Annotated in this window: 18 protein-coding genes; 5 read left to right on the forward strand and 13 right to left on the reverse strand. The window is 74.5% G+C overall.

Annotated elements, in window-relative coordinates; genetic code table 11:
* The first annotated feature begins 177 nt into the window (after positions 1-177).
* On the forward strand, positions 178-1,074 hold the full coding sequence (locus ACW0Q9_RS01220; protein ID WP_456177804.1) for a hypothetical protein: 897 nt from the start codon (positions 178-180) through the stop codon (positions 1,072-1,074).
* A 64-nt stretch (positions 1,075-1,138) separates the two neighbouring features.
* On the opposite strand, the gene ACW0Q9_RS01225 is transcribed toward ACW0Q9_RS01220, so the two are convergent.
* The 4 genes from ACW0Q9_RS01225 to ACW0Q9_RS01240 all read right to left on the reverse strand — a co-directional run bounded on the left by ACW0Q9_RS01225 (position 1,139) and on the right by ACW0Q9_RS01240 (position 6,261).
* Entirely contained in the window at positions 1,139-1,525 is a 387-nt protein-coding gene (locus ACW0Q9_RS01225) for a VOC family protein (protein ID WP_355637158.1), read from the reverse strand.
* Between the two features lie 212 nt (positions 1,526-1,737).
* On the reverse strand, positions 1,738-4,278 hold the full coding sequence (locus ACW0Q9_RS01230) for a malectin domain-containing carbohydrate-binding protein (protein WP_456177806.1): 2,541 nt from the start codon (positions 4,276-4,278) through the stop codon (positions 1,738-1,740).
* A 185-nt stretch (positions 4,279-4,463) separates the two neighbouring features.
* Entirely contained in the window at positions 4,464-5,537 is a 1,074-nt protein-coding gene (locus ACW0Q9_RS01235) for a sensor histidine kinase (protein WP_456177808.1), read from the reverse strand.
* Between the two features lie 55 nt (positions 5,538-5,592).
* Positions 5,593-6,261, reverse strand: a complete 669-nt coding sequence (locus ACW0Q9_RS01240; RefSeq protein ID WP_456177810.1) for a response regulator transcription factor — start codon at positions 6,259-6,261, stop codon at positions 5,593-5,595.
* A gap of 159 nt (positions 6,262-6,420) precedes the next feature.
* Between ACW0Q9_RS01240 and ACW0Q9_RS01245 the strand changes: the two genes are divergently transcribed.
* The gene (locus tag ACW0Q9_RS01245) at positions 6,421-7,665 is read left to right on the forward strand and encodes a peptidase C39 family protein (RefSeq protein ID WP_456177812.1); all 1,245 of its coding nucleotides are present in this window, start codon (positions 6,421-6,423) and stop codon (positions 7,663-7,665) included.
* Between the two features lies 1 nt (position 7,666).
* Here the strand turns inward: ACW0Q9_RS01245 and ACW0Q9_RS01250 are convergent, their stop codons facing one another.
* Positions 7,667-8,956 (reverse strand): outer membrane protein assembly factor BamB family protein, encoded by a 1,290-nt coding sequence (locus tag ACW0Q9_RS01250; RefSeq protein ID WP_456177813.1) that lies wholly within the window; start codon positions 8,954-8,956, stop codon positions 7,667-7,669.
* The gene (locus ACW0Q9_RS01255; protein ID WP_456177814.1) at positions 8,953-10,224 is read right to left on the reverse strand and encodes an outer membrane protein assembly factor BamB family protein; all 1,272 of its coding nucleotides are present in this window, start codon (positions 10,222-10,224) and stop codon (positions 8,953-8,955) included. Before ACW0Q9_RS01255 ends, ACW0Q9_RS01250 begins: the two co-directional genes overlap by 4 nt.
* Before the next feature lie 95 nt (positions 10,225-10,319).
* Between ACW0Q9_RS01255 and ACW0Q9_RS01260 the strand changes: the two genes are divergently transcribed.
* The gene (locus ACW0Q9_RS01260) at positions 10,320-12,158 is read left to right on the forward strand and encodes a hypothetical protein (RefSeq protein WP_456177889.1); all 1,839 of its coding nucleotides are present in this window, start codon (positions 10,320-10,322) and stop codon (positions 12,156-12,158) included.
* Positions 12,159-12,174: 16 nt separating this feature from the next.
* Here the strand turns inward: ACW0Q9_RS01260 and ACW0Q9_RS01265 are convergent, their stop codons facing one another.
* Both ACW0Q9_RS01265 and ACW0Q9_RS01270 read right to left on the reverse strand, forming a co-directional pair.
* Positions 12,175-13,962 (reverse strand): hypothetical protein, encoded by a 1,788-nt coding sequence (locus ACW0Q9_RS01265; RefSeq protein WP_456177816.1) that lies wholly within the window; start codon positions 13,960-13,962, stop codon positions 12,175-12,177.
* Positions 13,920-15,728 (reverse strand): hypothetical protein, encoded by a 1,809-nt coding sequence (locus ACW0Q9_RS01270; RefSeq protein WP_456177817.1) that lies wholly within the window; start codon positions 15,726-15,728, stop codon positions 13,920-13,922. Before ACW0Q9_RS01270 ends, ACW0Q9_RS01265 begins: the two co-directional genes overlap by 43 nt.
* 240 nt (positions 15,729-15,968) lie before the next feature.
* Here ACW0Q9_RS01270 and ACW0Q9_RS01275 point away from each other — a divergent pair, with 240 nt between their 5' ends.
* Positions 15,969-17,153: a hypothetical protein gene (locus tag ACW0Q9_RS01275; protein ID WP_456177819.1), complete on the forward strand. Its 1,185-nt coding sequence runs from the start codon at positions 15,969-15,971 to the stop codon at positions 17,151-17,153.
* A gap of 309 nt (positions 17,154-17,462) precedes the next feature.
* Here ACW0Q9_RS01275 and ACW0Q9_RS01280 read toward each other — a convergent pair whose 3' ends face one another.
* The 5 genes from ACW0Q9_RS01280 to ACW0Q9_RS01300 all read right to left on the reverse strand — a co-directional run bounded on the left by ACW0Q9_RS01280 (position 17,463) and on the right by ACW0Q9_RS01300 (position 24,697).
* On the reverse strand, positions 17,463-18,089 hold the full coding sequence (locus ACW0Q9_RS01280) for an N-acetyltransferase family protein (protein ID WP_456177820.1): 627 nt from the start codon (positions 18,087-18,089) through the stop codon (positions 17,463-17,465).
* A 118-nt stretch (positions 18,090-18,207) separates the two neighbouring features.
* Positions 18,208-20,154: a 1-deoxy-D-xylulose-5-phosphate synthase gene (dxs, locus tag ACW0Q9_RS01285; protein ID WP_456177822.1), complete on the reverse strand. Its 1,947-nt coding sequence runs from the start codon at positions 20,152-20,154 to the stop codon at positions 18,208-18,210.
* 70 nt (positions 20,155-20,224) lie between these two features.
* The gene (locus ACW0Q9_RS01290) at positions 20,225-21,385 is read right to left on the reverse strand and encodes an anhydro-N-acetylmuramic acid kinase (protein WP_456177824.1); all 1,161 of its coding nucleotides are present in this window, start codon (positions 21,383-21,385) and stop codon (positions 20,225-20,227) included.
* 13 nt (positions 21,386-21,398) lie between these two features.
* Complete coding sequence (locus tag ACW0Q9_RS01295; RefSeq protein WP_456177826.1) at positions 21,399-22,637, reverse strand: class I SAM-dependent RNA methyltransferase; 1,239 nt, start codon at positions 22,635-22,637, stop codon at positions 21,399-21,401.
* Entirely contained in the window at positions 22,634-24,697 is a 2,064-nt protein-coding gene (locus tag ACW0Q9_RS01300) for an APC family permease (protein WP_456177827.1), read from the reverse strand. Before ACW0Q9_RS01300 ends, ACW0Q9_RS01295 begins: the two co-directional genes overlap by 4 nt.
* Before the next feature lie 158 nt (positions 24,698-24,855).
* On the opposite strand from ACW0Q9_RS01300, the gene ACW0Q9_RS01305 reads away from it, so the two are divergent.
* A complete protein-coding gene (locus ACW0Q9_RS01305) occupies positions 24,856-25,521 on the forward strand; it encodes a potassium channel family protein (protein ID WP_456177829.1) in 666 nt (221 codons plus the stop codon).

The raw sequence follows: 25,521 nt of genomic DNA on the forward strand, positions 1-25,521 counted from the left end.
CGGCCGTCCACCGGGCCGTCACCGGCCGGACACCCTGCGGTCACCGCCCGGACTCCGGCCGGCCGCCACCGGTCACGGCCCGGTTCCGGTTTCGTCACGTGGGCGGCGGCCGGACGGTGCCGTGTCGGTGCGGCTCGCTACGATCACACGTCCGGATTTCTTACAGGAGCTGACCTCATGTCGCAGCCGCCGTCCAGTCCCTACCCCGGTTCCTACCCCCCGCCCCACCAGCAGCCGGGTGGCTACCAGCCGCCGCAGCAGCCCCAGTACGGCGGTGGCTACCCGCCGGCTCCCCAGCAGCAGCCCCAGTACGGCGGCGGCTACCCGGACAGCGGCCAGCACGGCCAGCAGTACGGCGGCCACCCCCAGACCGGCCAGCCGGGCCAGCAGTACGGCGGCTACCCCGACGCGGGTCAGCCCGGCCAGCAGTACGGCGGCTACGTGGAGACCGGCCAGCCCGGCTACGGCGCCCCGGCCCCGCTGCCGCCGAAGAAGAAGTCGAGCGCCGGCAAGATCCTGCTGATCGTCCTGGCCGTCGTGCTGGTGCTCTGCGTCGGGGGTGGCGCCGCCATCTGGTTCGCCGCCAAGGACGAGGTCGGCGAGGTGGTCACCGCCACCAAGACCCGCCTGGTCGAGCCCCCCACGCTGGCCGGCCGGGCGAAGGTCACCGAGCCGCAGCTCCAGGCGGCCGCCACGCAGATGAAGTCGGAGATCGCCAAGGACGTCCCGAACGCCACCAGCACGGTCGGCGCGTTCTACGGCGATCCGGCGAAGAAGGACCTGGTCATGATCGCCGGCGCGTCCGGTGTCATCGCCGACCCGAAGAAGGAGATGGCGGACGCCATCACGGCGATCACTCCCGAGCTGGGCGCCAAGGAGTTCAAGACGGTCGACGCCGGCGCGCTGGGCGGCGACGCCAAGTGCGGCGACGGCAAGGCCGAGGAGGTCCCGGTGGCGGTCTGCATCTGGGCCGACAAGGGCAGCCTGGGCATGGTGGTGGTCTACTTCAAGTCCGCGGCCGAGATCCAGTCGGAGTTCGTCACCATGCGCGGCGAGATCGAGAAGCAGGACTGACCTCCCGCTGACCCGGTGGACCGGGCCCCCGCCCTGCGGCGGGGGCCCGTCCCGTTTTCACCGGTCAGGCCGAGGCGGCCCGCTCCGCCGGACTCCGGCAGACGCAGAACTCGTTGCCCTCGGGGTCGGCGAGCACCACCCAGCCGGTGCCGTCCGGCCGGCGGCGGTCGGCGACCAGGGTGGCGCCGAGGTCGCGCAGCCGCGCCACCTCCTCGTCGCGGGTCCCCTCGGCCGCGTGCACGTCGAGGTGGAACGCGCCCTTGCCGTGCCGCTCCCCCACCGAGACGAAGAGCAGGTCGGGGCCGTGGCCGTCGGGCGCGACGAGGACCGCCTCGGGGTCGCCCGGGTGGTCGTCGTCGTGCAGCTTCCGGTCGAGCACCCGGGCCCACCAGCTGGCCAGGGCGTAGGGGTCGTCGGTCTCGACGGTGACGCAGTGGATCTGTGCACTCACGGTGCTTCCTCCTGGATCGGAGTGCGCCCCGCCGGAGTGATGAGGGTCAGCGGGGACTGCGGGGCGCGGGACGGTTCACGGTGGACATCGACCACACCCCCTTCCACACGTCGGGCTGACGGAGTCGATCATGTCACCAACCGGCGGCGGGGACAAGGCCGCCGGCCCGGCCCCGCGAGGCGGGACCGGGCCGGACGGGAGGGCTCACCGGGTCACGGGCCGACGAAGACCGCCTTCGCCCGCCAGTCGACGCCGTCCACCGCCGGGCCGCTGCGCACGGTGAACGCCGCGGCGGGCGCACCGCCCGCCCAGTCGGTGGCCGACATCTCGCCGGTGCTCCGGTTGACCTTGTAGAGGGTGCCGCCGGCCAGGAACACCGAGCCGGCGTCGGCGAACCCGCCCGCCCCGGCGACGGTGAACTTCTCCGCGCCCACCACGCCGCTGTCCGGCGTGAACCAGCGCCAGAACAGGCCGCCCTGCCCGGCGAGGGTGTAGTAGAGCCGGCCGCCGCTGTGGAACATGCCGGTGACGTTGGGGATCTCGGGATAGAAGTTGCTGGTCACGCCGGCGTACGTCTGGCCGGCCGGGCCCGAGTCGGTCTCCACCGCGTCCCAGTAGGCGTCGTGGTAGGGGTCGACCGCCGACGCGGCGCCGAAGGTGGACCCGTTGAACGTGCGCCGCCACAGCGACCCGTTCATCCCGTAGAAGAGCGTGCCGCCGACCCAGAACGCGCCGCGCGCGGTGGACCACGCGGTGCCGTCCGGGACGGCCACCGGGCTGGCCGCGCCGACCGTGGTGCCCCCGTCGTACGACCGGACCTGCACCTCGTTGCCCGTGCCGGCGGGCGGGGCGCCGGTCTTGACGATCTCGATGCCGTCGACCAGCGGGTTCTCCACCACGTGCCGGAAGTCGAGGTCGATCGAGCCGTCACTGACCACGGTGAACGACCGCATGGTGCCCACGTTGTGCCCGACGCTGGCGGAGAGGTCGAGGTCGTCCAGGACGGTCGTCCCCTCCAGGGCCACGTCGAAGACCCGGGAGCCGGCGGCGGCGGTGCCGTCGTACCGGTTGGCCAGGTAGAGCCGGACCTGGACCTCGGTGCCCGCGGGCACCGGGAACTGCCAGCTCATCTCCGGGTCGCCCGAGGGGTCCCAGCGCTCGTCGCCGTAGAGCGCCGCCGGGGTGCCGGCCGGCACGGTGGCGTCCACGCCGCCGACCGGCGCGAAGCCGGCCGTGCTGCTGCCGGCGTTGTGGTACGGGCTGGGGTTGCCGCCGTCGTCGGCCGCCCAGTCCGGCCCGCTGTCCGTCGAGGCGACCAGCGGGCCGCCGGCGTTGACCCGGTACAGGACGTTCGTCGGCGCCGGGACGCCGGCCTGGTAGACGTGACCCGGGAGGGTGGCCGTGGTGGTCGGGTGGGGCGCCGCGCCGCCGGTGAGCGGGAAGAACGCGATCCGCTCCCGCCGGTACTGGAAGTTGCCGATCCACGAGGTGTCCGAGCCGACCCAGAGGCCGGCCGGGGTCACCAGCAGCTCCGAGGCGCCGATGCCGCGCGGGTGCCGGCCCGGGTTCCAGGACAGCGGCAGCCCGGTGCGCGGGTCGAGGGCCGCGATGCTGGCCCGGCCGACCGCGCCGGCCTGGGCCGAGTCGCCGCCGAAGCTGTTGTTCAGCCAGCGGAAGTGGCCGCCGACGTAGACCGCCTGCTCGCTGATGCCGACCGAGAGGTAGGTGTCGCCGCCGGTGTAGTCGACCCAGGTGGGCTGGAGGTCCGCGCCGGTGGCGTCGGCCTCCCAGCGGGCGGCCGCGTCGCAGAGCGTGCCGCCGTTCGGCGCGCCGGTGGTCACCACCACGAAGTAGCTGCCGTCCGGGGCGAACGCGAGGTCCCGCATGTACGAGTCGAACGCCCACCACGCGCAGCGCGGGGTGTACCGGCTGGTGTTCCAGTCGGCCACGGTGGCCGTGGTCGCGCCCAGGTCGAGCTTGACGATCTGGTCGTGCAGCACCCCGTCGGCCTTCTTGAAGTTGCCGATCACGACGAGCTTCGTGCCGTCCGGGGAGACGGCCAGCTTCTCGGCCCCGACGCCGGCGTTCGCGCCGCTGACCCCGTCGTAGTTGTGGTGCTCGGTGAGCGTGGTGGTGAGGTAGCCGTCCACCGCGCCGGTGCTCGCGTTCAGCGAGGCGAGGCCGCCGCGCGGGTTGGGGTTGCCGGCCGTGGTGAAGATGCCGCCGACGAGCAGCCGCCCGCCGACCAGGGCGACGTCGTTGACCAGCCCGTTGAACGCCGGGCCGGCGAAGCTGGTCACCACCGCCCCGGTGGCGACGTTGAGCAGGGCCACCTTGCGCCGGGTGACCCCGTTGACGGTGTTGAACCTGCCGGCGACGAAGACGGTCCCGGCGGTGGGGCCGGCCACCACCGCGTACACCTCGTTGTCGACGGTCGGCGCGAAGGCGGTGTCCACCGTCCCGGTGGCCTTGTCGAAGGCGAGCAGGTAGTTGCGGGTGATGTCGACGTCGGACCCGCGGTTCTGCACGCGGGTGAACGAGCCGGCCACGATGATCTTCGTGCCGGCGTCGTGGATCGCGGTGACCGTGCCGTCCATGATGTCCGGTGAGGCGGTGGAGGGCGTGGCTCTGACCAGCGTGGTGTGGTCGGGCGCGGCGGCGGCGGGGCCGGCCGGGGCCAGTCCGGCGGCGGTGAGCGCGACGGCGGCGAGCGCCGCGAGGACACGGCGGGTGCGGGCCGAGGGGTGGGTCACGGGCAGCTCCGGAGGCTGATGTGGACAGGCGTGTGGCAGCACTCACCCTGGGCCACCGGTCACGCGCCGTCCAGCACCCGCCACGCTTTCTGCCCGACCACCGCGCCGCTCCCGCCCGACCACCCGGTGCGGCCGGACGGGAGAGCCGGGCCGGCCGCACGAACAGGTGAGCGCCGATGGGCCCCTCAGGTGGCCGCGGGGGCGTCCGCCGACGGCAGGGTGACGGTCACCTCCAGGCCGCCGCCCGGCTGGGCGACCGCCTTCACGGTGCCGCCGTGCGCGTCGCAGACGGCGCGCACGATGGACAGTCCGAGGCCGGAGCCGCGGGCGCCGGTGCGTTCCTGCCCGCCGCGCCGGAACGGTTCGAACAGGCCCGGCACGTCGGCGGGGGCGACCTCGAACCCGGTGTTGCCGACCACCAGCCAGGACCGCTGCCCGTCGGTGCCGGTCCGCACCCAGAGCCGGCCGTGCAGGTGGTTGTAGCGGACCGCGTTCTCCACCAGGTTCCCGGCGAGCCGGTCGAGCAGGCCCGGGTCGCCGACGACCGGGGCGGAGCGCAGCGAGGTGTGCACCTTCAGGCCGATCCGCTCCACCTCGCGGGCCATCGCGGAGAGCGCGTTGGCGGTGCCCACGGCGAGGTCGAACTCGGTGCGCCGGGCCAGCCGGCCGCCGGTCTGCGCCTCGCTCCGGGCCAGCACCAGCAGCGCGTCGACCAGGCCGTTGGCGCGTTCCGAGGCGTCCCGGACCACGCTGGCCATCCGGCGGTACTCGGCCAGGTCCGCCTCGTCGTCGCTGAGCGTCACGTCGATCTCGGTACGCATCACGGCGAGCGGCGTCCGCAGCTCGTGCGAGGCGTTGGCCACGAACCGCCGCTGCGCCTCGAACGCGGCGGAGATCCGGTCCAGCATGGCGTCGAAGGTCTCGGCCAGCTCGGCGACCTCGTCGTCCGCGCCGGACCAGCCGATCCGCTCGTCCAGCGTGGTCTCGCCGAGCCGGCGGGCGGTGGCGGTGACCTGGTGCAGCGGGCGCAGCGCCCGGCCCGCCACCGCGTACGCCCCGGCGACCCCGGCCAGGCTGATCGCCACCAGCGCCACCAGGCCCTTGACCAGCAGCTCCCGCTCGTCGGCGGGGCGCAGCGCGTCCCGGACCAGCAGCCAGGCCAGCAGCACCGGGACCGCCCCGGCCCCGACCAGCAGCACCCCGTTGAGCAGGGTGAGCCGCAGCCGCAGGGTGGGCCGCAGCCGGGACCGGCCGGTCACTGTGCCACCTTCGTTCGCGACTGCGGGGCTCGCAGAACCGGCTCACTCCTCGCGCTCACAATGGGACCTCGCCGATCCGGTAGCCCGCGCCGACCACCGTCTCGATCAGCGCGGGGTCGCCGAGCTTCTTGCGCAGCGTCATCACGGTGACCCGGACGATCGTGGTGAACGGGTCGGTGTTCGCGTCCCAGACCCGCTCCAGCAGCTCCTCGCTGGAGACCACCGCGCCGCGCGCCTTGAGCAGCTCGGCCAGCACGCCGAACTCCTTGTTGGTGAGGTCGACCGGCTCGCCGGCGCGGGTGACCACCCGGCGGGCCGGGTCGAGCACCAGGTCGGCCACCTCCAGCACCGGCGGGGCGGCCGGCGTGGCCCGCCGCCCCAGCGCCTGCACCCGGGCGACCAGCTCGTCGAAGGCGAACGGCTTGGGCAGGTAGTCGTCGGCGCCGAGCTGCAACCCCTCCACCCGGTCGGCCACCGTGCCGCTCGCCGTCAGCATGAGCACCCGGGTCAGCGCGCCGGAGGCGGCCAGGTCGGCGCAGATCCGGTCACCGTGCACGCCGGGCAGGTCCCGGTCCAGGATCACCACGTCGTAGCGGGTGACGAAGGCGGCCTCGTGCCCGGCGTCGCCGTCGTAGGCGACGTCCACGGCCATCCCGCGCTTGCGCAGCCCGCGCGCGATCGCGTCGGCGAGGTTACGTTCGTCCTCGACCACCAGTACCCGCATCCCGGCCTCCCGCCTCGTGACCTCCCACAACCTAGTGCGGCCCACCAAGCGTCCCGCGCGCGCCGTCGTTGCAAAAAACCTTCAGGTACGCGATGCTCGCCGGCAGGGAGCGACAAGCCGCCCGGCCACCGGCCCGGGCCCGAGCCGACGGGAGCCCGCATGACCGCAGTCGACCCCGGCCGGGACGTGACGTACCGCCGCTTCCGCTTCCCGGCGGACCTGGACCTCGGCACCGCCGGCGGGGTGACCGGCGGCCCGGACGGGCTGGTGCTCGCCACGCCGGCCGACCGGGTGGACCACACCGACCCGCACTCCGGCGGCACCGCCGCCTACGACGCGGCGACCTGGACCTCCCCCGTGGTGCCGGTCGGCTTCGCCGCCGCCGAGCTGGTCCCCTCCTGGACCGCCGACGCCCCGCCCGGCTGCTGGCTGCGGGTGGAGTTGCGCGGCTGGGCCGACGGGGACGCCACCACCGGCTGGTACGACCTCGGCCGGTGGGCCGCCGACGAGACCACCATCCACCGCTCCTCGGTGCCCGGCCAGGCCGACGGCGTGGCCCGGGTCGCGGCCGACACCCTGCGCGTGACCGGCGCGACGGTCACCGGCTGGCAGGTCCGGGTCACCCTGCTCCGGCGCTCCGACGCGCCGGCCGGCCCGGTGCTGCGCACGGTCGGCGTGGTCGCCTCGGCCGGCGACACCCCCGGCTCGCCGGCCACCCGCGCGGGCGCACCCGGGGCCGCGGACGGCGGACCGACCGCCCTCGCCCCGGCCGACCGGACCGCCGGCCACGCCCGGGGCCGGGTGCTGGACGTGCCCCGCTACGCGCAGCGGCTGCACGCCGGCGGGGAGACCCGCTGGGGCGGCGGCGGGGACTCCTGGTGCAGCCCCACCTGCGTGTCGATGGTGCTCGACTTCTGGGGCGCCGGCCCCACCCCCGACCGCTACGCCTGGGTCGCCCCGCCCGGCCCCCGGCCGGTGGTCGTGCACGCCGCGCGGCACTGCTACGACCACGCGTACGCGGGGGCCGGGAACTGGGCGTTCAACACCGCGTACGCGGGGCTGCACGGGGTGGACGCCTTCGTCACCCGGTTGCGCTCGCTCGCCGAGGCGGAAAGGTTCGTGGCCGCCGGCATCCCGCTGATCGTCTCGGCGGCCTTCACCCGGGGGCAGGTCCCCGGGCTGGACTACGACACCCGGGGGCACCTCATCGTGCTGGTCGGCTTCACGGCCGACGGCGACCCGGTGCTCAACGACCCGTACGCCCCGGACGACGACGGGGTGCGCCGGACCGTGCCCCGGGCGGCGTTCGAGGCGGCCTGGCAGGCCGGCAGCGGCGGGGTCGTCTACGTGGTGCGGCCGGAGTCGGTGCCGCTGCCGCCGGCGCCCGCGCAGGCCAACTGGTGACTCACCGGCCCACCGGCCAGATCATCAGCCCGCCCGCCGGGCGCAGGCAGACCAGCGCGCTGCCCGAGTCGGCGCACTCGTCCCAGGAGCCGGGCAGCACGGCCCGGACCCGGACCTCCCCGGCCGCGACGTCCAGCGCGCCGACCAGCGTCCGGTCGCCGGGCATGCGGCGCAGCCCGAGCAGCCGGGCCGGGTCGTTCACGATGCCCGTGGTGCGCCAGCGGCCGAGCCGGGCGAGCGCGCGCCCGGTGGCCGGGTCGAGCACCGACAGCTCCAGCTCCAGCCCGAGGCCGGGCTCGGCGCCGAGCAGCCGGCCGCCGACCGGCGCCATGCCGACCCAGTGGTCGTCCACCCAGCTCGGACCCCCGTTCGCCGGGTCGAGGGCGCGCACCCCGCCGTTCTGGTCGCGGATGCAGACCATCCCGGCGCACTCGACGAACCAGACCCCGGCCCGCGACTCCACCGGCGTGGTCCAGCGCCGGTCCAGCCGGTCCAGCCCGTACGCGGTGACCGTGCCCGGCGCGCCGTCGACCAGCAGCAGGCCGCCCACCACCTGGGCGAACCGGTAGGACACTCCGTCCACGGCCGGCGGCACCCGGCCGGCGTGCACCAGCGCGCCGGAATCCGCGTCGTGCACCGCCACGCGGCCGTCGGCGGTGATCAGCACGATCTGGGTGACGCCCCGTTCCCCCGTCCGGTACGCGACCCCGTTCGCGGGCAGCGGCAGCGACCAGCGCACCGCACCCGAGACCGGGTCCACGGCCAGCACCGTGCCCGTACCGGCGGCGCGCGGTGTCTCGAACAGCACCCCGCCGGAGCCGGTCGACACCGGATAGCCCGACTGCCGCCAGCGCACCGCGCCCGTGTCCGGGTCGAGCAGGGTCGAGACGGTGTCGCCGGCCCCGGCCGGGCTGCTCGTCACCAACAGCCCGCCGGCCAGGGCGCTCACGCGGAGCACATGGTCGCCGGCCGGCAGGGTGAACCGCCACAGCCGCTCCCCGCCGGGCAGCCGGTGCCCGGTCACCACCCGGCCGCCCCGGCCGACCAGGCCCGGCCCGTCGGCCACCACCAGCCGGTCCCCCACGACCAGGAAGGCGGCGCCCTGCGGGGCGGGCACCCGGATCCCCGGCGCCGGCCGCACCCACGGGGCGGCGCCGGCCAGGGTCAGCAGCGCGACGCAGCAGACCGCCACCACCCGGGCCACCCGGCCCGGGGGCCGCAGCGGCCCGGGAGCCGGGCCGTCGGCGTCCTCGTCGTGCCGCATCTCCCCCAGCTCGATGACCGGACTCACGGCAGCCGCCACAGCCCGAACCCGCCGTCCAGACGGCGGCAGACGAGCAGCTTCGCGCCCAACCGGCAGTCGTTGATGACGCCGGACACCACCTCGCGGACCTCGGCCCGGCCGGTGACCGGGTCCAGTTCGGCGAGGAGCAGGCGGCCGTCCTCGGTCCGCCGGACACCGTACAGCCGGCCGTCGAACTCGTCCTGTGGGATCACCTCCCACCTGCCCAGGTCGGCGACCAGGCGGCCGGTGGCCTCCTCGACCACCGCCAGGGTGTTCCCGGTGGCCGTGCTCGCGACGACCAGGAGCCGGCCGCCGGCGGCCACCAGCGTCCCCGTCCACCGGTCGTCGGTCCACCGCACCGCCCCGGTGCCGGGGTCGAGCGCCCACATCCCGCCGGTCTGCCTGGTGGCGCAGAGCAGGCCGCCGCACCGCTCCGCGTAGCCGACCAGCGGAAGCTCCGCCGTCCACCGTCGCTGGAGGGTGTCCAGGTCGTACGCGGTGACGGTGCCGCCGGCGTCCCGGATCGCCAGCAGCATCCCGGCGGCGAGCAGGGTCCGCTCCCGGGTGGGCAGGTCGCCCGGGCGCAGGTCGCGGGCGACCAGCTTGGCGCCGCTGGCCGCGTCGTAGACGGCGGTCTCACCGGCGGCCGGCAGGTGGACCAGCCGGTCCACGCCGGACGGGCCGAAGCTGAGTTCGAGGTCGTCCGGCGTGCCCGGGGCCGACCACAGGGTCCGGCCGTCGCGCACCGCCACCCGGCGGATCGGCTGCCGGCCCGACACCTCGGGGACCTGCATCAGCAGCGCCTCGCCGGCCGGGAAGGCCACCCCGGGCTGGCGCCAGCTCACCCGGCCGGTGCGGGCGTCGAAGCCCACCGTCTCCCAGCCGGAGTCGCCGGCGGTCCGCCCGACCAGCAGCACGGCGCCGTCCTGCTCCCACACCGAGGTGGCGACGCCCGCCGGCAGCCGGGTCCGCCACAGTGTCCGGGGTGGCCCGGCCACCCGGTACGCGACGAGCTGGCGGTCGGCCCCGCCGCGCTGCGGGTCGAGCGGCTGCACCACGTACACCCGGTCACCGGAGACGAACGCGGTGGCCGCGAGGCCGCCCGCCAGGGTGCGCGCGGCGGCCCGCGGCAGCGGTGTCGCGGCGGCCAGCGTGACCAGTGCCACCAGCAGCACCGCGACGGTCCGGAACGGACGGCCGACCGACCGCGGACGCCGGGTCGACGGCTCCGGCGGGGCGTCGTCGCGCAGCTCACCCAGATCGATGACGGTCACGACCACCCCCTTCCCACGCCGCGCTCCGGCGTTCTCGGCCGAAACCGGTACGAGACGTGCCGCCTGTACGATGGCCCGTCGTGGCTGTGCCGGTGGTGGACCCCTCGCTGAACTCCTCGCCCGTCGAGGTCGAGCCCGTCGTGGCGGACCCGCCGCGGCGGCCCCGACGCCGGCCGGCCCGCGCCGACGTGCTGGCCATCGGAGCCTATGCGGTGCTCGGCGTTCTCGTCTGCCTCAACTATTGGGGCGACGTGCAACACCGGGTCTCCTCGCACCTGCCGACCGACCACAGCTGGTTCGAGTGGCTCTTCGCGCACGGCGCGTACTCGGTGCGTCACCTGGAGAACCCGCTCTTCACCGCCCGGCAGAACGCGCCGGACGGGGTGAACATGATGGCGAACACCTCGCTGCTCGGGGTCACCCTGCCGCTGGCGCCGCTCACCCTGCTGCTCGGCCCGCAGGTGATGTACGCGCTCTATCTCGGCGCGGCCCTGTCGGCGACCGCCTCCACCTCCTACTGGGTGCTGTCCCGGCACCTGGTCCGCTCCCGCGGCGCGGCCTTCGTCGGCGGCGCCTTCCTCGGCTTCGCCCCCGGCATCGTGCACCACGCCAACGGGCAGCCGAACTTCGTCTCCAACTTCCTGCTCCCGCTGATCGTGGCCCGGGTGCTGCGGCTCGGCGAACCGGGCCGGTGGCGGCGCAACGGCGTCGCGCTGGGCCTGCTGGTGGCGTACCAGATCTTCATCAACGAGGAGATGCTGCTGCTCACCGCGCTGGCCTGCCTGGTCGTCGTGGTGGCGTGGGTGGTGCAGCGACCGCGCGCGGCGCGCGAGCGGGCCGCCGCCTTCCTCGCCGCCATCGGCGTGGGCGGCGCGCTGGCCCTGCTGCTGGCCGCCTACCCGATCTGGTTCCAGTTCAACGGGCCGCAGTCCTACCGCGGCCTGCAGGGCGGGGTCTTCCACAACTGGGGCGAGGACCTGATGGCCTTCGTCACCTTCGCCCGGGACACCGTGGCCGGGGACGAGGCGGTGGAGAAGACCATCGGGCTGACCGAGCAGAACACCTGGTTCGGCTGGCCGCTGGTGCTGGTCGCGCTGGTGGCCCTGGTGCTGCTGGTGCGCCGCTCGCTGCCGGCCCGGATCGCGGCCGTGCTGGTGGTGGTCTTCTCGGTCGCCGCGATCGGCCCGAAGGTGCGCTTCGACGGGGTGGAGACCACTGTCGACGGCCCCTGGGCGTACGTGCCGGACGACCTGCCGCTGGTCGAGATGATGATGCCGACCCGGCTGAGCCTGGTGGTGGCCGCCGCGGTCGGCGTGCTGCTCGCGCTGGCCTGGGACGCGCTGTCCGGGCGCGGCCGCCCGCCGGTGCCCGCCCAGCGCACCGGCTCGTCCGATCCGGCCCCGCCGCGCCGCCGCTGGGTGCGCCTCGTCGGGTACGCCGCGATCGTGGCCGCCCTGCTGCCGCTGCTCCCCCGCCCGCTGCCGGCCCAGCAGATCGACCCGCCGCCGCACTTCATCACCGCCGGCGGCTGGCGGCCGTACGTGCCGGACGGCCGGACCCTCGTGCCGGTGCCGATCCCCAGCAACGTGCACGGCCTGCCCACGCTGCGCTGGAGCGCGCTGACCGGGCAGGAGTTCCCCATCCCCGGCGGCTACTTCATCGGCCCGAACGAGGTGGGCGAGGGGGTCTTCGGCGCGCCGAACCGGCCCACGAGCACGCTGATCTACTCCACCATGGACGCGGGGAAGGTGCCGCCGCTCACCGACGAGAACCGCCGCCAGGTCCTCGACGACCTGCGCTTCTGGAAGGCGTCGGTGGTGGTGCTCGGCGCGAACCCCCGCGAGGGCGTGCTCCGTGAGCTGATGACCCAGCTGCTGGGCCCGCCGCAGCGCGTCGACGACGTCTGGCTCTGGGACGTCCGCGACCGCGTCTGACGCCAGGCCGAGCGGGTCAGCCGGTCAGGGGGCGGACGTCCCAGAGGTGGGCGCCGGGGACGTCGCGGCCGGGGCCGACCAGGGCGTCCACCGTGGCACGGACCGGGTCGCCCGGCGACGAGTCGGCCTGCACCAGCACCGCCGCCCGCCAGTGCCGCAGGTCCGCGACGGCCTGACGGCGTTCCGCGTCGCCGATCGGCGGCACCTGGCCGGTCTCGGCGGCCCGGCGCAGCAGCAGCGAGGTGGGCAGGTCGGGCGCGCCCCAGTGGGCGGTCGGGTCGTCGGCGGCGCGGGGACCGATGAAGTAGCCGCCCGGCGCGTCGAAGGCCAGCCCGGTGCGCGCCGACCAGAAGGTGGCCGGGCTGACCCCGGACCCGGTGACCGGCGGCACCGGCACCAGCGTCCGCCCCGGCGGCACGTACTCGCGCCAGCCGCCGTCAGCCACGAAGGCCGGCACCGGCATCGCCGGCACGGTGCGGATCGGGGTCGGGGTGAGCGGCAGCAGCGCGGCGGCGACCGCCCCCGCCAACGGCGCCCAGGTGCGGGCCGCGCGGTGCCGGACCCGGTCCAGGGCGAGGGCCAGCAGCACCCCGAGCACCGGTACGCAGACCAGCGCGAACCGGGCCGGCACCACCAGGTCGAGCAGCGGCACCCCGGCGAGCAGCGCGTACGGCCCGGGCACCCCGGTGTCGCGCCGGTTCACCACGACGGTGGTGCCGAGCGAGAGCAGCGCGAAGAGCAGCCCGCAGGCGGCCAGGGCACGCACCAGGGGCCGCCGCCACAGCCGGACCACGATCAGCACGGCCAGCAGCGGCAGGAACGGCCCGAAGAACGAGTTCTCCTCGGTGGGGTTCGGGGAGAGCAGCCCGGCGTGGTAGCCGTCCCCGGCGACGGTCTGCCGGGCGGCGCCGGCGTACGAGGCCAGGTCCAGCCGGTAGCCCCGGGCGTAGAACGGCATCCCGCTGTAGTGGCCCGGGCCGCGGAACTGCACCCAGAGCGGGTACGCCAGCAGCACCCCGGCGACCAGCGCGCCGATCCCCAGCCGGCGCGCCACCACGGGCGCCAGCCGGCGCGCCCCGGCCCGGTCGGCCAGCGCGTACGCCCCGGCGAAAACCCCGGCCGCGAGGGCCAGGAAGACCAGCACCTCCTCGCCGAGGAAGACCTGGTAGGCGACGGCCAGCCCGAGCACCACCCCGTCCCGGCGGACCCGGTCGGTGCCCGGCCGGAACACCAGCCCGAGGATCACCGGGATCAGGAACTGGGCGGCCATGTGCAGGTGCGCACCGGCCTGGGACACCAGCCCGGGGGCGAAGCCGCAGAACAGCCCGCCCACCGCCGCGGCGGCCCGGGACCGGACCAGCCGGCGGGCGAGCAGCGCGTACCAGGCGGTGGCGGTGCCGGCGAGGCAGAGCACCACGGCCACGAGGAAGGCCACCTGGGAGCCGAACAGCGCGGTGACCGGGGTGAGCGGCACGCCCAGCCCGAGCACCGAGGTGTTGGCCATCAGGTTGACCCCGTCCGGCACGTTCAGGGCGGTGCTGTGCAGCGGGTTCTCCCCGCCGGTCACCGCGCGGGCGGCCCGGGCCAGCATCCACTCGAAGAGCATCTGGTCGCCGGCCTGGTGGAACAGCCGCTCGGGCCGGCGCCACTGGCCGGCGGTGAGCAGCACGGCCAGGCCCAGGTAGCCGGCGACCACGAGCGCGTCGACCGGGCGCGGCCGCCACCGGCGCCGGGGCGCGGGATCGGGGCGGTCCGGGCCGGTCAGGCGGACTGGCTGGTCAGTGTCCGGACGTCCCACAACCACACGTCCAGCTCCTGCCGGGCGGGCCCGACCAGCTGCTCCACGGTGCGGCGCAGCGGCTCGGCGTTCTGCTCGTTCAGCGGCAGCACCACGATCGCGGCCCGCCAGTGCCGCAGCTCGTCGAGGAAGCGGCGGCGCTGCCGGTCGTCGAGCTTCGGCGTACGCCCGGTGGCCTCGACCTCGGCGAGCAGCTCGCCGATGCCGCTGGGCCGGCCACCGAAGCGGCCCGGGTCGCCGGTGACCCCGTTGCGCGGGGCGAGGAAGTAGCCCCCGGGAATCTTGAAATCCAGGTCGGTGCTGGCCGCCCAGCGCATCGGGTCGGTGTTGCCCATGGCCGGCACGGGCACGGAGACCAGGGTCTGGTCCGGCCCGACGTACTGCCGCCAGCGGTCGGCCGTGATGAACGCCGGCACCGCCGGGCGGGTGGTGACCCGCAACGGCATCGGCGCGATGGGCAGCAGCGCGAACACCAGGCCGGCGGCGGTCAGGGTACGCACCGTCCGCCGCTCCACGACACGCAGCGCCGCCGCCCGCTCGACCGCCAGGGCCAGCAGCACCCCGATGACCACGGTGGTGATCAGACCGAACCGGGTCGGCACCACGGCGTCCAGCAGCGGCAGCTTGACCAGCAGCTCCCACGGGCCGGTGATCAGGTCCCGGTCCCACCAGGACACCCGCTCACCGAGGGAGAGCACGGCGAAGAACAGCCCGGTCGCCGCGAGCGCCCGGACCACCACCTCCCGGCGCAGCCAGACCACGATGCCGACGGCCAGCAGTGAGAGGCTCCAGCCGAAGAAGGCGTTCTCCTCCGAGTAGTTCGGGGCGAGGTTGACGTTGGCCCGCTCGTTGCCGCCGAGCGTGGTCGAACCGGGGGCGAAGAAAGCGGCGATGTCGTTGCCGTAGTCGCGCACCGTGTCGCTGAGCCCGTGGTACGCCATCGGCCCCGCGAACTGCACCCACAGCGGATACGCCAGCAGCGCCCCCGCGAGCACCGCGCAGACCGCCAGCCCGGTGCCGAGCGGCCGCCACGCGGCAGCCCACCGCTCGCGCTGCTGCACCACCACGGCGAACAGGAACACCCCGCAGGCCAGCGCCGTGAAGAGCAGGATCTCCTCGTTGACGAACGCCTGCGCGGTGACCAGCAGGGCGAGCAGCGCGCCGTCGCGCACCGGCCGGGTGGAGCGGGTCAGCACCAGCACCCGCCAGACGATGAACGGCAGCAGGAACTGGCTGATGATGTTCGGATGCCAGTTGGCGTGCGACAGCATGGCCGGCGAGAACCCGCAGAACCAGGCGCCCACCGCGGCGGCCAGCCGGTTGCGGACCAGGTGCCGCGACAGCACCCGGTACCAGGCGGCGGCCGTGCCGGCGAGGCCGAGCGTGACCAGCGTGACGAAGGAGACCGCCGGTCCGAACAGGAGGGTCACCGGCACCATCGGGATGCCGAGGGCCAGGATGGCGGTGTTCGCCATCAGGTTGACCCCGTCCGGATAGTTGAACTGGTCGGTGTAGAACGGGTACTCGCCGTGCAGCACGATCCGCACCGAGTGGGCAAGGAAGAACTGCACCTGCGCCGGGTCGCTGCTGTAGAGCGCGGCCACCCGGCCGGCCGGGTCGGCCCAGATCCCGCTGGTCACCCAGAGCGCGGCGAGCAGGAAGACCCCGTACACGGCCAGATCCTGCCGGCGCGGCGTCCACCGCCACCGCCGCCGGGCGGCCGGCGCGGCGGGCTCCGGGTCGGGCGCGGTGACCGAGGGTTCGTCCACCATGACGGAGAGCGGTCCGCCCGAGGCTTCGGCGTCCGGCGTCGAGGCGCCACGGGGCTCGTCAGGCGTCACAGTCGGCGGAGTCTACCGGAGCCGGAAATTGGCGTACGAATCGCACGTCCCACCGTCCTCAGTGGTCATCGTCCGAAAGGGTGAGCCGGGCGCGGCCGGGTGACCGGTCGTCTCGTACCATGTGGGCTTCCGGACACGACCGGTGAAGACGGGATTCAGGGGGCGTACAGGGTGGTTTCAGTCCGCCGACGCGGCACGACGGCCACCGCGCTGCTGGCGCTGCTGCTCACCGGCTGCGGCCCGGTCGCCGGGAAGCAGCCGGCGGCGCTGCCGGTCGGCTACGACAGCCTGGACGGCGCCCTGAAGGTCTGGCCGGCGCGGGGCAACCTGGCCCGCGACGCCGCCGCGACCGCCGGGATCACCGCCGCCGTCCGCGACTGGCGCTCGCCGATCGACGACCGGGCACACCTGTCCTCCTCCGGCATCCTCTACTCCGGCGAGGTCGCCGGGTCGCCGCTCGCCCTGGTCGCCGCCGACGTGCCCGGCGAGGCCGCCTCCTGGCTGCTGCAACTCGACCGCGACGGGGAGCGCTGGCGGGTGTCCCACGCCACCGAGTACACCGACCCCGGCTACCTGGTCTACAGCGACGTGCTGCCGGTCCAGCAGCCCGCCGGCCGCCGCTACCTCACCTCCGCCCGGGTGGAACGGCTGCTCGGCCCCGACGGCAAGGCGCTCCCGGCGGCCGACGGCATCACCGAGCCGGTCGCCGTGCCCGCCTGCCAGGCCGTGGCGGTGACCGCGACGCTGCGGCCCACCCGCTCGCTGCCGCGCGGCCGGGCCGCGGACCGCGTCCTCGACCTGGGTACGGCGACCTCCGCGCCCCGGTATCCGCTGGTGCGGGACGAGACGGGGTCCGGGAAGCGGGCGCTGACCGGGCTGGACACGTGCGTGCTGGCCGGGGAGCGGGGGCCGTTCGGGAGCGTGCCGCGGCGGATCGGGGACCGGGCGGCTCCCCGGTCGGCGCCGGAGTCGTGGCCGATGGCGAAGATCGCGGTGCGGTCGCTGGGGTCGGTGGCTCTTGGTGGCGGCGAGCCGGGTGAGTTGGAGCAGCTGACCTGGGAGAGCGCTACCGGGACGATGACTGCGGTGGTCTACCGGCCGGCCGGCGGTGGGGCGCCGGTGGTGTCTCCTGCCGACCGGTCCACGACGTTGCAGGCGTACTACCTGCCGGTGCCGGGGCAGCCTATGGCGGTGCTGAGCTGGCGGACGCGGGATGCGTCGTTCGCCGCGCCGCCGGGCACTACTCGGCTGGTGGATCGGCCTGGTCTGGTGGTGGTGGCGCAGCCGGACCGGAAGCAGACGTTCAGCCTGGCCGGTACGGAGAAGACCTGGTACCGGTCCGTGGGCGGGCGCTGAGGCCGCCTGTGGTCGCGGTGGTGGGGTTCTGGTCCGCCGATGGGTGGCGGCTTCGGTTCGCCGCCGCTGGCGATCTTGGTACCAAATGGCCCCTATAGGGGCCGTTTCCTTCCAAGATCTTCCCCGCCATTAGACGAGGCGGTGCAGGCGGACTTTGGGGCGCTCGTTTCTCAGGTGGGACTGCTTGTGTTGGCGGACCTGCTCGTTCCAGATCTCCTGGTCGTAGTCCGGGTCCGGCGGGATCCATCTGTGGGAGCCGTCGCTGTAGTGGTACTTCTCGTCACCTGGCAGGTGCCTCCTCCACCACCCTCACCGCCAGAACGGTGCTGCTGGAGATGAGAGGGTTCCTCCGTCGCGCCCCTCGTGGGTGGCGCGCTGGCTGACGTGGTCCTGAGTGGCCGACACCTCATTGGCTCGATTGCCGTCCAATTGGAGCCGCATGCCGAGGTATCTGGAGTCGTCGGGCCCTGCCCGGAATGCCCCGTCCGGCTTCCAGCCGTGCCGGGCGTAGAACGCGCGCGCACGTTCGTTTCGCTCCCACACTTCCAGCAGACCGGTCGCCACGCAGACGTCGTCCAGGTATCGCACGAAGTGCGCATGCAAGCTGCTGCCGATGCCCTCTCCCCAACTGCCCGGGACGACGTGAATCTGGTACAGCTGACCTACGGCGCCGGCGTCCACCGTGGGCGACAGCGGGGGACCCATGGCGGCGATACCCACGATGCGGCCTTCGACGGCAGCGCAGACCACCCTTTTCCGGGGTGACTCGATCGCCGCCGTCCATCCGGCTCGCTGCTCCCGCGCCGACGCCGGATTCACCACGGATCGGGAGGCCAGTCCGCCGGCTCCGTAATAGGCCAGGCGCGCCTGCGTGTGCACGTCGACGATTCCGTCCAAATCGGCAAGGGTCGCTTCTCGCACTTCCCACCGCTTCATGCATCGACATTAGCGGCGTTGAAGATGCCTGCACCTACTCGTTGCCGGACGGGTGGAAGCACTCGACGACGAACGGGCGGCCCCGCCTGACAGGACCGCCCGTTCCAAGTAGCTGAGGTCAGTTCTTCGCGGTCGCCTCGTCGGCGGCCGGGTCGACGGACTCCGCGTCCAGCCCCGAGATCCACCCGGTGACGTCCCGCGCCACATCCTGCGCGGTCAGCCCAAGGTCGGCAAGGATCTGCGCCCGGGTCCCGTGCGGGTGCCAGTCCGCCGGCACGCCCAGGTCCTTCACCGGCACCCGAACGTCAGCGTCCCGCATCGCCTGAGCGAGGGCGGAACCCACGCCACCAACCCGGACCCCGTCCTCGACGGTCACCACGAGCCGGTGCCCGGCGGCCAGCTCGACCAGCTCGGCCGGCACCGGACGCACCCACCGAGGGTCGACCACGGTCACCCCGTACCCCTGCTCGGCGACCCGGGTGGCGACCTCCATGCCCAGGCCGGCGAAGGAGCCGACCGCGACGAGCAGCACGTCGGTGCGCGCCGACTCGGCCAGCACGTCGACCGGGCCGACCCGGCGCACGGCCGGCAGGTCGGCGGCCACGGTGCCGGTCGGGAAGCGCAGGATGGTCGGGCCGTCGTCCACGGCGACCGCCTCGCGCAGCTCTTCGCGGAGGGTGGCCGAGTCGCGCGGCGCGGCGATCCGCAGGCCGGGCACCACGCCGAACACCGACATGTCCCAGATGCCGTAGTGGCTGGGCCCGTCGGGGCCGGTGATGCCGGCCCGGTCGAGCACGAAGGTGACCGGCAGCTTGTGCATGGCCACGTCGAGCAGGACCTGGTCGAAGGCCCGGTTGAGGAAGGTGGCGTAGACGGCGACGACCGGGTGCAGGCCACCCATGGCCAGGCCGGCCGCCGAGGTGGCGGCGTGCTGCTCGGCGATGCCCACGTCGTAGACCCGGTTCGGGTACTTGCGGGCCAGGGTGGCGATGCCGGTGGGCTCGGCCATGGCGGCGGTGATGCCGACCACGTCGGGGCGCTCGTCGGCGATGGTGGTCAGCTCGTCGGCGAAGACGTGGGTCCACTTCACCGACGGGGCGGCGAGCAGCTTGCCGGTCTCGATGTCGAACGCACCGCCCGGGCCGTGCAGGCGGTCCGCCTCGTCCTCCTCGGCGGCGCGGTAGCCGTAGCCCTTGCGGGTGACGGCGTGCACGATCACCGGGCCGCCGAAGTTCTTGGCGGCGCGCAGCGCCGACTCGACGGCGGTGATGTCGTGGCCGTCGACCGGGCCGACGTACTTGATGCCGAGGTCCTCGAACATGGCCTGCGGGGCGACCGCGTCCTTGATGCCCTTCTTGACCGCGTGCAGCACCTCGTACATCGGCCTGCCGACCAGCGGGGTCGAGCCGAGGGCGTCCTTGACGGTGTCGAGCACCTTCTCGTAGCTCGGGTTGAGCCGCAGCGACGACAGGTGGTCGGCGAGGCCGCCGATGGTCGGCGAGTAGGACCGGCCGTTGTCGTTGACCACGATCACGAGCGGGTTGCCGGCGGTGGCGATGTTGTTCAGCGCCTCCCAGCACATGCCGCCGGTCAGGGCGCCGTCGCCGACCACGGCGACGACGCTGCGCTTCTCGCCGCGCAGGGCGTACGCCTTGGCGAGGCCGTCGGCGTAGGAGAGGGCGGTGGAGGCGTGCGAGTTCTCGATGAGGTCGTGCTCGCTCTCCGCCTGGCTCGGGTAGCCGGAGAGGCCACCGCGCTGGCGGAGCTTGTCGAAGCCCTCCTGCCGGCCGGTGACGATCTTGTGTACGTAGGCCTGGTGGCCGGTGTCGAACAGGAGCCGGTCGCGGGGCGAGTCGAAGACCCGGTGCATGGCCAGGGTGAGCTCGACCACACCCAGGTTGGGGCCGACGTGCCCGCCGGTGCGGGAGACCTTGGCGATCAGGAAGTCCCGGATCTCGGCGGCGAGGATGTCCAGCTGCTCGGCCGTCATCCGCTTCACGTCCTGCGGGCCGCGGACGGTGCCCAGCAGCCGACCGTGGTTGGCCGTGCCCTCTTCAACACTCATGACCGAAGAGTCTATCGGCCACCCGACAGCCCGCAGCCCGGCCGTGGATCTTCCCAGGTCAGACCCCCGATCAGGGGGTGACGACCAGCCGGCGGGGCGGATCCGCCGGTGCCGCGGCGAACGGGGGCCCGGAGGGGGTCCAGGAGCCCAGCACGGCGGCCCGGGAGGCCCCGGTGACCGAGGGGATGGCCCCGGGCATCCCGTGCCAGGAGAGCCAGCCCAGCAGGGCGAAGGCGTACGCCTCCTTGGCCTGGGCCGGCACTCCCAGCTCGTCGGTGGTGCGCAGCCGCCAGCGTCCCTCCCCGAGCGCGGCGAGCCGGGCCCGGAGGGTGGGGTTGCGGACTCCCCCGCCAGCGGCGATGACCTCGGTCACCCCGTGCCGGTCGCAGGCGTCGGCGACCGTGCGGGCGGTCAGCTCGGTGAGGGTCGCGAGCACGTCGTCGGCGGCCACCGGCTCGCCCAGGGCGGCCAGCCGCTCGTCGAGGTAGCCGCCGTGGAACAGCTCCTTGCCGGTCGACTTGGGCGGGGGCGCGGCGTAGTAGGGCTCGGCGAGCAGCAGCGCCAGCAGCCCCTCGTGCACCCGGCCGGCCGCCGCCCGCGCCCCGTCCAGGTCGCAGGGGCGGTCCAGGAAGCGCCGGGCCGCCGCGTCCAGGAGGGCGTTCGCCGGGCCCACGTCGTACCCGAGGACCGGCGCCCCGGGCGCGACCACGGTGAGGTTCGCGATCCCGCCCAGGTTGAGCGCCGCGCGCGGGCCGGCGGCCGCGTCGAGCAGCAGCGCGTCGAAGGCCGGGACCAGCGGCGCGCCCTGGCCGCCGGCCGCCACGTCCGCCGACCGCAGGTCGTGCAACACGGGTACGCCGACCCGGGCGGCCACCCGGGCCGGCGCGCCGAGCTGGAGGGTGCCCCGCACCCGGCCCGCCTCGACCCAGTGGAAGACGGTCTGCCCGGGCGAGACCACCGCGTCGGCCGCGCCGCCGGCCAGCTCGACGCCGAGCGCCGCCGCCTCGGCGAAGACCTCGCCGAGGCGGTTGTCCAGCCGGCAGACCGCCTCGATGGTGGTGGCCGCCGGGGGCAGCAGCGCGCCGATCTCGGCCCGCAGGTCGTCGGGGTAGTCCAGGCTGCGGTGCCCGAGCGGGCGCAGCCGCAGCGTGTCCCCGCCCCGGGTGAACTCGGCCGCCACCACGTCCACCCCGTCGTAGGAGGTCCCCGACATCAGCCCGACGATCTTCATCGGGCCAGGCTAGTCACTGGCCCGGCGGCAGGAACAGGCCGACCAGCTCGACGTGCTGGGTCATCGGGAACAGGTCGAAGCCGCGCAGCGCGGCGAGCCGCCAGCCCGCCCCGGTGAAGGTGCGCACGTCCCGGGCGAAGGCGGCCGGGTCGCACGCCACGTACGCGACCGCGCGCGGGCCGGCGGCGACGATGTCCCGCACCACCGGCGCGCCCGCGCCGGAGCGCGGCGGGTCGAGCACCACGAGGTCGACCGGGCCGGTGACCCGGCGGCGGGCCAGGGCGGTCTCCACCCGGGCGGCGACCACCTCGACGCGGGGCAGGTCGGCCAGGTTGGCCCGGGCCGCATCCACCCCGTCCTGGCTCGACTCGACCAGGGTGACCCGGGCGTCACCGACCCGGCCGGCCAGTGCCGCGGCGAACAGCCCGGCGCCGCCGTAGAGGTCCCAGGCGGTCTCGCCGGGCCGCGGGTCGAGCAGGTCGAGGACCGCCCCGACCAGGGTGTCCGCCGCGGCCGGGTGCACCTGCCAGAAGCCGGCCGCGGGGAGCGTCCAGTCGCGGCCGGCGGCCACCTCGCGGACCTCGGCCGGGCCGCTCACCGGGGTGGGCGTCCCCTCGGCGAGGGCCACCACGCTGACGTCGCCGCCGGTGGAGGCGACCGTCTCGACCGTGTCGGCGTCCGGCCAGCGGGCCCCGCTGGGGGTCAGCACCGGCAGGTCCTGGATGGCCGGGTGGGCGATCAGGCAGCGGTCGATCGGCACCACCTCGTGCGAGCGGTGCTTGAGCAGGCCGGCCCGGCCGGCCGCGTCGACGGCGTAGCGGACCCGGGAGCGCCAGCCCAGCGACCCGCCGGGCAGCGCCTCGACCCGCACGCCGAGGGCGTCGACCTGGTCGTCGGTGAGCCCGCCCAGCCGGGTGAGCTGCTCGCGCACCACGGCGGCCTTCCAGTCGAGCTGGGCGGCCGGGGTGACGTGCTGGAGGTCGCAGCCGCCGCACCGGCCCGGCTTCGCGTACGGGCAGGGCTGCTCGACCCGGTCCGGCGACGCGGTGAGGATCTCCACGGCGTCGGCCCGGGCGAAGCCCCGGTGCAGTTCGGTCACCTCGGCCAGCACGCGCTCGCCGGGTAGCGCGTGCCGGACGAAGACCACCTGGCCGTCGACCCGGGCCACGCAGTGCCCGCCCGGGGCGACCGCGTCCACGGTCAGCTCGACCCGCTGGGCCTCCTCCAGCCCGCTGCGGGCCGGGGCGGTCACGGGCGCTCCCCCGAGCCGCTCTCGCCGGGCGGCGCGGAGACCACCGGCGGGACGCTGGGCGGCAGGGTGCTGCGCGGGGCCACCCGGGGGCCGCGGGCCGGGCCGCGGGTGAGGTTGGCGTCCAGCCGGTCCAGGTTCTTGCTGGCGGTGGAGGCGAGCTGCCAGGGAACGCTGGTCACCATCACGCCCGGCTCGAAGAGCAGCCGCCCCTTGAGCCGCAGCGCGCTCTGGTTGTGCAACAGGTTCTCCCACCAGCGGCCCACCACGTACTCGGGGATGAAGACGGTGACCACGTCGCGGGGCGACTCCCGGCGGGTCGAGGCCACGAAGTTGAGGATCGGCCGGGTGATCTCCCGGTACGGGGAGTCGATGACGGTCAGCGGCACCGGCAGCTCGCGCCGCTCCCACTCGGCCTGGAGGTCCCGGGTGTCCTTGTCGTCCACGTTGACCGTCACCGCGGTGAGCGTGTCGGGCCGGGTCGCCCGGGCGTACGCGATGGCCCGCAGCGTCGGCTGGTGCAGCTTGCTGACCAGCACGATGGCGTGGTTGCGGGCCGGCAGCACGGCCCGCTGCTCGGTCGGCTCCAGCTCGGCGGCGATCCGGTCGTAGTGCCGGCGGATGGCCAGCATGAGCAGGTAGATCACCGCCATGGCGGCGATCGCGATCCAGGCGCCCAGCAGGAACTTGGTGATCAGCACGATGACCAGCACCACGCCGGTCATCGCCATGCCGAACGCGTTGATCGCCCGGGAGCGGACCATCCGGGCGCGCGCCTCCGGGTCGCGCTCGGTGCGCAGGTGCCGGTTCCAGTGCCGGATCATGCCGGCCTGCGACAGGGTGAACGAGACGAACACCCCGACGATGTACAGCTGGATGAGCCGGGTCACCTCGGCCTGGAAGCCGATGATCAGCACCACCGCGAAGACGGCCAGGAAGACGATGCCGTTGGAGAAGGCCAGCCGGTCGCCCCGGGTGTGCAGCTGGCGGGGCAGGTAGCGGTCCTGGGCCAGGATCGAGCCGAGCACGGGGAAGCCGTTGAAGGCGGTGTTCGCGGCCAGGAACAGGATCAGCGCGGTCATCCCGGCGACCACGTAGAGCAGCACCGAACCGTCGCCGAAGACGGTCTGGCCGAGCTGGGTGGTGACGGTCTTCTGCACGTACCCGTCGGGCCCGGAGACGATCTGCGACGGGTCCTCGACGAACTGGAGGCCGGTCAGCTTGGCCAGCCAGATGATGCCGACCAGCATGGTGACCGCGATGGTGCCGAGCAGCAGCAGCGTGGTCGCCGCGTTCTTCGACTTCGGGGTCTTGAACGCGGGCACGCCGTTGGAGATCGCCTCGACGCCGGTGAGCGCGGCGCAGCCGGAGGAGAAGGTGCGCAGCAGCAGGAAGATCAACGCGAAGCCGGTCACGCTGTGCTCGGCGTGGATCTCCAGCCCGGCGCTGGGCGCCCGCAGGTCGTCGCCGAGCACGAAGATCCGGACCAGCCCGGTCAGCAGCATGCCGCCGATGACGATCACGAAGCCGTAGGTGGGGATGGCGAAGGCGGTGCCCGACTCGCGCAGACCGCGCAGGTTCATGGCGGTGAGCAGCACGACCGCGCTGACCGCGATGAGCACCTTGTGGGTGGCCACGAACGGCACCACCGAGCCGAGGTTCGCCACGCCCGAGGAGACCGACACCGCCACGGTGAGCACGTAGTCGACAAGCAGCGCGCTGGCCACCGCGAGCCCGGCCCGGGGCCCGAGGTTGACCGTGGCCACCTCGTAGTCGCCGCCGCCGGAGGGGTAGGCGTGCACGTTCTGCCGGTAGCTGGCCACCACGGTCAGCATCACCACGACGACCGCGAGCGCGATCCACGGGGAGAACAGGAAGGCCGACGCGCCCGCGATGGAGAGCGTCAGCAGGATCTCGTCCGGGGCGTAGGCGACGCTGGAGAGCGCGTCGGAGGCGAAGACCGGCAGCGCGATGCGCTTCGGCAGGAGGGTGTGCTGGAGGCGGTCGGACCGGAACGGTCGACCGACGAGGAGTCGCTTCAGAAGCGAGGTGGGTCTGGCCACAACCGCCAAGAGTACGACCACCCCGCGCCGGGCGGTGGGGGTGCCTGATCGTCCGGCGCGCGCCCGCGCGGTACCGTTCGGTCCCCCGCCGGCAGCGGGGACGTGGCAGGCTCGCAGACGACGGGCCAGCGGGCGGCATCGTGGGAGGAGCGGACACCGTGCATGTCGTGATCATGGGCTGCGGCCGGGTCGGGTCGACCCTGGCCCACAGCCTGGAGTCCCGGGGGCACTCGGTGGCGGTGATCGACCAGGACGCGGACGCGTTCCGCCGTCTCGGGCCCGACTTCGCCGGCATCACGGTCACCGGGGCCGGCTTCGACGGCGAGGTGCTGCGGGAGGCCGGCATCGAGCGCGCCGACGCCTTCGCCGCGGTCTCCAGCGGCGACAACTCCAACATCATCTCGGCCCGGCTGGCCCGGGAGACCTTCGGTGTGTCCCGGGTGGCCGCCCGGATCTACGACCAGCGCCGCGCGCAGGTCTACGAGCGCCTCGGCATCCCCACCGTGGCCACCGTGCGGTGGACCGCCGACCGGATGCTGCGCCACCTGGTCCCCGAGGGCAACGTCGAGATCTTCCGCGACCCGACCAGCACCGTCTCGATCATCGAGGTGCCGGTGCACAAGGACTGGATCGGCCGGTCGCTGCGGCAGCTCGAGGAGTCCACCGGCGCCCGGGTGGCCTACCTGATCCGGTTCGGGATCGGCACGCTGCCCACCGCCTCCACGGTGGTGCAGGAGGGCGACCAGGTCTTCATGCTGGTGACCGACGACATCACCGCCTCGGTCACCTCGGTGGCGGCGGCGCCGCCGGAAGGGGGGCAGTGA

Source organism: Micromonospora sp. I033 (assembly GCF_053890995.1).